This is a genomic window from Pseudomonas sp. MF08875 (genome assembly GCF_059862525.1).
The window spans coordinates 60,193-68,518 of sequence record NZ_JCBCUW010000034.1; the positions used below are offsets into that span (position 1 = coordinate 60,193).

Annotated in this window: 11 protein-coding genes; all 11 read left to right on the plus strand. The window is 64.5% G+C overall.

The window, feature by feature from the left end; translation table 11 throughout:
* Positions 1–43 precede the first annotated feature (43 nt).
* From AC19YT_RS19235 to AC19YT_RS19285, 11 genes are read left to right on the plus strand one after another with little or no spacing between them, the layout of a single operon-like run.
* Positions 44–391: a phage tail tube protein gene (locus AC19YT_RS19235; RefSeq protein WP_095108024.1), complete on the plus strand. Its 348-nt coding sequence runs from the start codon at positions 44–46 to the stop codon at positions 389–391.
* The gene (locus AC19YT_RS19240; protein WP_095108025.1) at positions 388–684 is read left to right on the plus strand and encodes a phage tail assembly protein; all 297 of its coding nucleotides are present in this window, start codon (positions 388–390) and stop codon (positions 682–684) included. The genes AC19YT_RS19235 and AC19YT_RS19240 overlap by 4 nt, the downstream gene beginning before the upstream one ends.
* A gap of 5 nt (positions 685–689) precedes the next feature.
* A complete protein-coding gene (locus AC19YT_RS19245) occupies positions 690–815 on the plus strand; it encodes a hypothetical protein (protein WP_500610835.1) in 126 nt (41 codons plus the stop codon).
* A complete protein-coding gene (locus AC19YT_RS19250; protein WP_500610836.1) occupies positions 815–2,344 on the plus strand; it encodes a phage tail protein in 1,530 nt (509 codons plus the stop codon). Before AC19YT_RS19245 ends, AC19YT_RS19250 begins: the two co-directional genes overlap by 1 nt.
* A complete protein-coding gene (locus AC19YT_RS19255) occupies positions 2,331–3,569 on the plus strand; it encodes a DNA circularization protein (RefSeq protein WP_500610837.1) in 1,239 nt (412 codons plus the stop codon). Before AC19YT_RS19250 ends, AC19YT_RS19255 begins: the two co-directional genes overlap by 14 nt.
* Before the next feature lie 3 nt (positions 3,570–3,572).
* The gene (locus AC19YT_RS19260) at positions 3,573–4,616 is read left to right on the plus strand and encodes a phage baseplate assembly protein (RefSeq protein ID WP_500610838.1); all 1,044 of its coding nucleotides are present in this window, start codon (positions 3,573–3,575) and stop codon (positions 4,614–4,616) included.
* A 21-nt stretch (positions 4,617–4,637) separates the two neighbouring features.
* On the plus strand, positions 4,638–5,147 hold the full coding sequence (locus tag AC19YT_RS19265) for a phage baseplate assembly protein V (protein ID WP_095108029.1): 510 nt from the start codon (positions 4,638–4,640) through the stop codon (positions 5,145–5,147).
* Positions 5,147–5,545: a phage GP46 family protein gene (locus AC19YT_RS19270; protein WP_500610839.1), complete on the plus strand. Its 399-nt coding sequence runs from the start codon at positions 5,147–5,149 to the stop codon at positions 5,543–5,545. The genes AC19YT_RS19265 and AC19YT_RS19270 overlap by 1 nt, the downstream gene beginning before the upstream one ends.
* Positions 5,535–6,575 (plus strand): baseplate J/gp47 family protein, encoded by a 1,041-nt coding sequence (locus AC19YT_RS19275; RefSeq protein ID WP_500610840.1) that lies wholly within the window; start codon positions 5,535–5,537, stop codon positions 6,573–6,575. The genes AC19YT_RS19270 and AC19YT_RS19275 overlap by 11 nt, the downstream gene beginning before the upstream one ends.
* On the plus strand, positions 6,563–7,162 hold the full coding sequence (locus AC19YT_RS19280; protein WP_500596775.1) for a YmfQ family protein: 600 nt from the start codon (positions 6,563–6,565) through the stop codon (positions 7,160–7,162). The genes AC19YT_RS19275 and AC19YT_RS19280 overlap by 13 nt, the downstream gene beginning before the upstream one ends.
* Positions 7,163–7,171: 9 nt before the next feature.
* Complete coding sequence (locus tag AC19YT_RS19285) at positions 7,172–8,218, plus strand: phage tail protein (RefSeq protein ID WP_500610841.1); 1,047 nt, start codon at positions 7,172–7,174, stop codon at positions 8,216–8,218.
* Positions 8,219–8,326 lie beyond the last annotated feature (108 nt).

An 8,326-nucleotide genomic window follows, 5' to 3' on the forward strand; every position in this document is an offset into this window, starting at 1 on the left:
TCAGCCCGCCGCGCGCGGGCTTACTTTTTTTGGGAGAAACATCATGGGTCAACTGATTGCAGGCACCTGCTACGTCAAGGTCGACGGCGCGCAACTGACCATCAGTGGCGGCTGCGAAGCCCCGCTGATGGCGGTCAAGCGCGAAACCGTGGTGCCGGGTTTCTACAAGGAAACCGACATCGCGCCGTCGTTCAAGGTCACGGCGCTGTACACCCCGGACTTCCCGCTCAAACCGTTGATCGCGGGCGTCGATATGACCGTCACCTGCGAGTTCAGCAACGGCAAGGTCTATGTGCTGGCCGGTGCTTACCTGGTGGAAGAACCGGTGGCCAAGGGCGACGACGCGACCATCGAGCTCAAGTTCGAAGGCATCAAGGGGACTTGGCAATGAGCGACACGGTGAAGTTACGCGTGGCCATTGAGGCCCACGGCGAGCCGCTGGGCGAACTCACCCTGCGCCGCCCGACGGTGCAGGAAGTGCGCGCCATCAAGGCGTTGCCCTACAAGATCGACAAAAGCGAGGAGGTCAGCCTGGACATGGACGTGGCGGCTAAATACATCGCGGTGTGCGCAGGCATCCCGCCATCCTCGGTCAACCAACTGGACCTGGCGGACCTCAACGGCCTGAGTTGGGCCGTCGCCGGTTTTTTCATGAGTGCGGCATCGCCACCGTCGCCGACCTGATCGCGGTGGCCTACGACCTGGCCTGGTTCTGGAAGGTTGACCCCGAACAGATGATGGCCAGGTCGCTGGATGTGCTGCGCGAGTCTCTACAGCAGGCACAACGGATCAACGCAATGGCACAGGTGCAGTGATGGCAGACACAGCAAAAGTAGAACGGCGCGCGGTGCTGTTGACCGGCATCGACCAGTTATCGCCCAAACTCGCAGGGCTGCGGGCGACCGTCGAGCGCTTCCAGCAGAACCTGGCGGACACCGGCCTGGGCACGCTGGACGTGGCCGGGTTGGTCAAGGGTGAGGGGTTGGCCGCGCCCTTTGTCGACGGTGTGCGCTCGGCTTTGGCGTTTCAAGAACAGGTGGCGCAGGTCAACCGCAGCACCCAGGACCTGGAACTGCCTCGGTTACCGGCGGATACGGCGCAAGCGCTGAATGCGTTCGGCGACAGTACCCAGCGCGTTTCGGTGGCGTTCGGCGCGGCGTTGTTGCCGGCGGTGAGCGCCGTGGCGGTGGGGTTCGAGCCGCTGTTGGCGGGCGTGGCCCAGGTGCTGGTGGACAACCCGCAACTGGTGCAAGGCCTGGCGAGCGGTGTGGGGGCGTTTACCGCGATTCAAGGGGCGGTCGCCGGGGCGTCCCAGGCGTTGGAACTGGCCAGCCTCGCCCTGGGCGCCACGCCTTTCACCCTGATTGCCATGGGCATTGCCCTGGCGGCGGGGTTGATCGTGGCGAACTGGCAACCGCTGTCGGCGTTTTTTGTCGGGCTATGGCAGAAAATCGCCCCCGTGGTGCTGCCCATGGCCACGTTTTTCAAAACCCTGTTTGCCTTCACGCCCATGGGGCAGGTGTTGGCCAACTGGGGGCCGATCAGCGGGTTCCTCGCCAGCCTCTGGCAAGGCATCAGCACGGCGGCCCAGGGCTTGATGGACGGTTTGAAAAGCCTGTTCAGCTTCAGCCCACTGGGCCTGGTGATGGCCAACTGGACACCACTGACCGGGCTCTTCGCAGCTCTCTGGACATTGCTCCAGGCCCTGGCGGTGCCGGTCATGGGGTTCTTGCGCGAGCTGTTCAACTGGTCGCCGCTGGGCTTGGTGATTGCCAATTGGGGCAGCATCGGCGAGGTATTCAGCGCGCTCTGGGGCGGTATCCAGGCGCAAGCCCTGGCGATGTATGCGGTGCTTGGCAGTGTTTTCGACTGGTCGCCCCTGGGGCTGATTACCCAGCACTGGGAGCCGATCACTGAATGGTTCGCCAGTTGGTGGCAAAAGCTGCAAGGCGTGCTCGCACCCTTTCGGGAAATGCTCGGCGGCAGCGTCGGTGGTTTTATCGCCAAGATCACCGGGGAGGTCCAAGGCCTGACTGAGCAGCAACTCAAGCGCAACCAACAAGGCGAGGGCGCGCCAGCAGCGGGTTTTTTCGGCGCCAGTGCCAGCACATCAGCGCCGTCGCTGACCGCATCCAGCCATCTGCCCCAGGGCGCCAGCGCACTGGTGCAGCAAAGCGCCGCCAACAACCGCGCGCAGGTGGAGGGCGGCTTGACGGTGCGCTTTGAAAACGCACCGCCCGGCCTGCGGGTCGACCCGCCCCGTAGCAACCAACCGGGCCTGAACCTGACGCCGCGCGTCGGTTATCGCTCCCTGTCTTTAGGAGGTTCCAATGAGCTGGCGTGATCGTTTGTTGCCGGCGTCTTTTCGCGGCGTGGGGTTTTGGGTTGACCAGGCGAAAACCCCGGTGGGCCACAAGGGCCAGTTGCACGAATACCCACAACGAGACCAGCCGTTCTTTGAAGGCTTGGGGCAGCAGGCCAAAGTCCATGACCTGACGGCGTTTATCGTCGGTGCCGATTGCCTGGAGCAGCGCGACCTGTTGCTCCAGGCGTTGGAGCGGGGCAGTGGCGAACTGGTGCACCCGTGGTTGGGGCGCATGCAGGTCAAGGTAGGCGAATGCGACATGACCCAGGCCCGCCAGGACGGCGGCTTGGTGACGTTCGCCTTGAAGTTCTACCCCGACCGGCCCCTGCAGTTTCCCACGGCCACGGTCAATACCCGCCAGCAGTTGCTGCTGGCGGCGCACAGCCTGCTCGGCTCGGCCCTGCGCCGCTTCGAGCTGGCGATGGCGCTGGTCAGGCAGGCGCGCATCGGTGTGCTGGCCCTGCGCAATGGCCTGGCGACGGTGTACCAGGTGATCGAGCAGCACTTTGCGCCGCTGGTGGCCCTGTATGCCGACGTTCATGCCCTGGTCAACGGCATCAAGGACTTGCCGCGGCAGTTGAGCGCCGAGTTCAAGGGGTTGCTGGGGGACCTCAAGGACCTCGAGGATTTCGCCCGCGGCGGCTATCGCGGGGTGATCGCCGGGGTGTCCCAGCAGGTTGACGCGGTGAGGCTGATCGACGCGCCGCAGTTGACCACCGGCAAGGACAGCATCGCCGCCGCCCAGGCGACGGCGAACCTGGTGCAGGACGCCTTGCTGGTGCAGATCGCCCACTGGCTGGCGGCGCTGCCGGTGGCCACCAATGCCGTGCCCTTGAACGCCACGCCGTCCCTGGCGCAGCAGGCGCTGCGCCCGGTGCAACGCCTGGAAGTGCCGGTGGCCGACGATGTGCTGGCCCTGCGCGAGGCGCTCAACGAAGCGCTGTGGCAAGCCGCCCTCAAGGCCGATGCCGAGCATTACCAGGCCCTGAGCGCCTTGCGCCAGCAGGTGTTCGGGCACCTGACGGCGGTGGCCTCCTCCGGTGTGCGCTTGATAACGCTGTCGCCGATGCAGAGCCTGCCGGCCCTGGTGCTGGCGTATCAGCGCTTTGGCGACGCCACGCGGGTGGGGGAGGTGGTGCAGCGCAACCGCGTGCCCCACCCGGGTTTCTTGCCGCCCACCGACCTTAAAGTCGCCCGGGAGTAAGCCATGACCGACCTGGAAAATACCGTCACCCTGACCGTGGACGGTCTGGATTATGGCGGCTGGAAAAGCGTGCAAATCAGCGCCGACCTAGAGCGTCAGTTCCGCTCCTTTACCCTCGCCATCACCTGGCAGTGGCCGGGCCAGACCCTGGCAGTGCCCATCCGCCCCGGCGACCGCTGCCAGGTGCGGATCGGCTGCGACCTGGTGCTGAGCGGCCATGTCTACAAGGCGCCGGTCAGCTACGACGGCCGGCAGATCAGCCTGAGCATCGAAGGCAGTTCCACCACCCAGGACCTGGTGGACTGCGCCGCAATCAACCGTCCCGGCCAGTGGCGCGAGCAGAGTGTGTTGAGCATCGTCCAGGCCCTGGCCGCGCCCTATGGCGTGGGCGTGGTCAGCGAGATCGCCCAGACCGCACGCTTGCGCAGCCACAGCATCGTGCCTGGTGAAACCGTGTTCCAGTCCATCGACCGCTTGCTGACCCTGTACCGGGTGTTTTCCACCGACGATGCCCAGGGTCGTGTGGTGTTGGCGCAGCCCGGTAGCGCCGGGCGTGCGGCCGATGCCCTGGAACTGGGCAAGAACATCCTCTCGGCCAGCGCGGCGATGGATTACACCTCGGTGTTTTCCGAGTACCGGGTGATCGGCCAGCACAAGGGTGACGATCGCCAAAGCGGCAGTGCCGTGGCGGAAGTCGCGGGCCTGGCCACGGACGGCCGGGCGCCGCGCAAACGGGTCACGGTCATCAGCGAACCCACGCAACTGACGGCAGAGCTGGCCCAGCAGCGCGCCGACTGGGAATGCGCCACCCGCAGCGCCAAGGCGTTGGCCGCCACCTACAGCGTGCAGGGCTGGCGGCAAACCAATGGCGCCCTGTGGCGCCACAACAGCCTGGTGCGGGTGATCGACCCGGTACTGGGTTTTGACCAGGACATGCTGATCTCCAAGGTCACCTGGTCGCTGTCCGAACGCGGTGCCATCAGCACCCTGAGCGTGGCGCCGCCCCATAGCTTCGACGCCAGCCCGGCACTGCCCGCGGCCCGCTGAACCCCTCACAAGGAAACCCCCATGAGCCTACTGACACGCCTGTTGGCGCGCGGCACCGTGGTGCTCGCCAACTCGGCGAGCAAACTGCAATCGCTGCAAATGCGCCTCACCGCCGGCGAAGTGAACGATGACATGGAGCACTTTGAGCCCTACGGTTTTACCAGCCACCCGCTGGCCGGGGCCGAAGGCATCGCCACCTTTCTGGGCGGCGACCGCTCCCACGCGGTGGTGCTGGTGGTGGCTGACCGCCGCTACCGCCTCAAGGCCCTGGCGCCGGGCGAAGTGGCGATCTACACCGACGAAGGCGACAAGGTCCACTTCAAGCGCGGGCGCATCATCGATATCGATACCCACACCTTGAACATCCGCGCGGCCACGGCGGTGAACATCGACACGCCGACCCTGACCCAGAGCGGCAAGATCGTCTCCCAAGGCGACCAGATCGCCGGTGGTATCAGCCAGATCAAGCACGTTCACCTCAATGTACAACCGGGCAGGGGCCAGACCAGTGCCCCGGCGGGGGACGCGTGATGGTGCTGCTCAACGACCTCCACAGCGCCTTGACCCGCGCCGTGCTTATCAGCCTGTTCACTTGGCGCCGCGCGGCGGCTGACGATGCCCTCGATGACGAGGAGCGTTTCGGCTGGTGGGGCGACAGTTTTCCCACGGTGGCCGATGACCGCATCGGCTCGCGGCTGTGGTTGCTGCGCCGGGTCAAGTTGACCCACCAGACCCAGGGCGACGCCGAGTTCTATGCCCGGCAAGCCTTGCAATGGCTGATCGACGACGGCCACGTGAGCGCCATCGACATCCGCACCGAACGCCTCGACGCCCAGCGCCTGAACCTGCGCACGGTGCTGACCCTGGCCAGCGGCGAGCGTCTGGACATCAACCCTAATGACAGTTGGCAGGTGACCTATGCCGTTTGAAACCCCTTCGCTGCCGGTGCTGATTAAACGCACCCAAAGCGACCTGGCCAGCGATGCGCTGCGCCAGTCCGATGCCCAGGTGCTGGCCCGCACCCTGAGCGGCGCCGCCTATGGCCTCTATGGCTACCTGGACTGGATCGCCGAGCAGATCCTCCCGGATAAGGCCGATGAATCGACCCTGGAGCGCATCGCCGCGTTACGCCTGAACCAACCGCGCAAACCCGCCCAGGCCGCCACCGGCACGGTGAGTTTCAGCGCGGCCACCGGCGCGGTGCTGGATGCCGACACCCTGCTGCAAGCCCTGGATGGGCGCGTGTACCGGGTAACCGCGCCGCGCACGGCGGTGGCGGGCAGCAACAGTGCCACCGTCATGGCCCTGGACGCCGGGGCCTTGGGCAACGCCGACGCCGGGTTGGTGCTGATGCCGGTGCAACCAATCCAGGGCATCGGCAATGCCTTCACCGTGCTGGCGCCGGGCCTGGCCGGGGGCATCGCCCAGGAAAGCCTGGAGTCGCTGCGTGCCCGGGTCATCCGTTCGTACCGCATCATCCCCCACGGCGGTTCGGCCCAGGACTATGAAACCTGGGCCTTGGAATGCCCCGGCATCACCCGCGCCTGGTGTCGCGGCGGCCTCCTGGGGCCGGGCACCGTTGCTGTTTTCGTGATGCGCGACGACGACCCGCAACCGATCCCGAGTGCACCGCAGTTGGCCCGGGTCCTGGCGCACATCGAGCCGTTGCGCCCGGTGACCGCTCAAGTGCAGGTCATGCCGCCGGTGCCGGTCGCAGTGGCTTATCGCCTGCGCCTGACCCCGGACACCAGCGCCGTGCGCGCGGCCGTCGAAGCGCAACTGCGTGACCTGCACAACCGCGAAGCGGGGTTGGGCGAACCCTTGCTGCTGAGCCACATCGCCGAAGCCATCAGCAGCGCCACCGGCGAGACCGATCACAAGCTGCTGGCGCCCCTGGCCGATGTACCCGCCGCCAGCTACCAACTGCTGACCTTTGGAGGTTGCACATGGTTGGAATAAGAACGGCCGGGCAATACCAGGAACAACTGCGCAGCCTGCTCCCCAGCGGCCCGGCCTGGGACCCGGAACGGGTGCCGGAACTCCACCAGGTGCTGCAAGGCCTCGCCGAAGAACTGGCGCGCATCGACGCCCGCGCGGTGGATCTGCTCAACGAAATGGACCCGGCCGGGGTCACTGAACTGGTGCCGGACTGGGAGCGGGTGATGAACCTGCCCGACCCATGCCTGGGCCTCACGCCGCTGTTCGACGACCGTCGCCTCGCCGTGCGCCGCCGGCTCCTGGCAGTGGGCAACCAGAGCATCGCCTACTACCTGGACATCGCCCGTACCCAGGGCTACCCCAACGCCACCCTCACCGAACACCGCGCCCCGCGTTTCGGCCGCTCACGGTTTGGTAGCGCTCGCTTCGGCACCTGGCAAGCGCAATTCATGTGGACCCTCAACACCGGCGGGCGCCTGCTGCTGGGCCGCCGCTTCGGCGCCACCTACTGGGGCGAGCGCTTCGGCGTTAACCCCAGCAGCGCCCTGGAATGCCTCATCCACCGCACCGCACCGGCTCACACCCTGGTGCACATCAACTATGAATAGGGAATAAAAATGGATTACCCCAAAAGCATCCCCAGCGTAGGGCTGGTCAATGGCAAATTCGTCGACGAAAACCCCGTGGCGGGAACGCCGGGGTCGCTGATCCCTTCCGCGTGGGGGAACTCGGTGACGCAGGAGATGTTGAACGTTATTACTGCGAGCGGGCAGGTGCCGGCGGAGGCGGATTTGAGTCAGTTGCTTAAAGCTATGAAATTACTCATGGCCAAGGCGAGCCCGATGCTTTCTATTGTTTCGACGCTAACGGCCTCAAAGGTGTTGGGGGCAGATGAGCTAGGGCTTGTTTTGGTTAATGCTACTGCTGCAGCAACGACAATCAGCCTACCCGTAGCCAATGCATCATTAGGCGTCAGGGATGTCATCATTCGCCGTGTCGACAATACTAACTCCAGGCTTGTAGTGCAGAGTTCTGGAACCGATAAAATCAAGTTTCATACACATCTGTCTGTCGCAGGTTATCCATTCTTAGTGTTAATGGGCGCAGGAGATTGGTGGCATCTACGAAGTGATGGCGCCGGCAGTTGGTGGCCTGTTGGTCGGTTTGATAGCACGCCCCTCGGGCGACCGTTTTTTGAAACGACGATGACATTAACGCCTGGTGGCTATGGCCCGTTAAATGGGCAGACGTTCAAGCGTGCTGAATGGCCTTGGCTTTGGGACCACGCACAACTGTCTGGAATGGTGGTGGCTGAAAACGCGTTGCCTGGAAAGGAAGGGAGCTGGAGTTCGGGTGACGGAACGCTGACTTTTCGTGCTCCGGAGAACCGCGGTATGTTTCTGCGAATGTTGGATGAGGCTCGGAGCAGAGACCCCGGCCGGGTGGCGGGATCTTGGCAGAAGGGGTCCTTGGTGCAAGGGGATAATGGAGCGGATGACAGTATTTTGTTTGCCGCAGATATCATGGGGCAGAAAGTCCAACTTGGCTTTGACGATGGATCCTATCAGGACTATGCAGGCTCTAATGTTAAGTTCCTGACAACTGCAATCCCTGCCACTAGGCTCCCAGATTCTGAGTTGATTAAGGGCGGCCGCAAAAACTGAGTGCAACACCTGACCTTTCCGGTACGGTGCTGCCACTATGTCCTATCACGAACTCAGTATCCCCGAACGTGCGACCCTTCAACTCGGCCTTGCCCAAGGTTTCAGCCA

Excerpts from the sequence above, each read along its gene's own strand:
- AC19YT_RS19280 (WP_500596775.1), top strand. The coding sequence starts at position 6,563 with ATGGTTGGAATAAGAACGGCCGGGCAATACCAGGAACAACTGCGCAGC.
- AC19YT_RS19255 (WP_500610837.1), top strand. The coding sequence starts at position 2,331 with ATGAGCTGGCGTGATCGTTTGTTGCCGGCGTCTTTTCGCGGCGTGGGG.
- AC19YT_RS19265 (WP_095108029.1), top strand. The coding sequence starts at position 4,638 with ATGAGCCTACTGACACGCCTGTTGGCGCGCGGCACCGTGGTGCTCGCC.
- AC19YT_RS19260 (WP_500610838.1), top strand. The coding sequence starts at position 3,573 with ATGACCGACCTGGAAAATACCGTCACCCTGACCGTGGACGGTCTGGAT.
- AC19YT_RS19270 (WP_500610839.1), top strand. The coding sequence starts at position 5,147 with ATGGTGCTGCTCAACGACCTCCACAGCGCCTTGACCCGCGCCGTGCTT.
- AC19YT_RS19235 (WP_095108024.1), top strand. The coding sequence starts at position 44 with ATGGGTCAACTGATTGCAGGCACCTGCTACGTCAAGGTCGACGGCGCG.
- AC19YT_RS19285 (WP_500610841.1), top strand. The coding sequence starts at position 7,172 with ATGGATTACCCCAAAAGCATCCCCAGCGTAGGGCTGGTCAATGGCAAA.
- AC19YT_RS19275 (WP_500610840.1), top strand. The coding sequence starts at position 5,535 with ATGCCGTTTGAAACCCCTTCGCTGCCGGTGCTGATTAAACGCACCCAA.
- AC19YT_RS19240 (WP_095108025.1), top strand. The coding sequence starts at position 388 with ATGAGCGACACGGTGAAGTTACGCGTGGCCATTGAGGCCCACGGCGAG.
- AC19YT_RS19250 (WP_500610836.1), top strand. The coding sequence starts at position 815 with ATGGCAGACACAGCAAAAGTAGAACGGCGCGCGGTGCTGTTGACCGGC.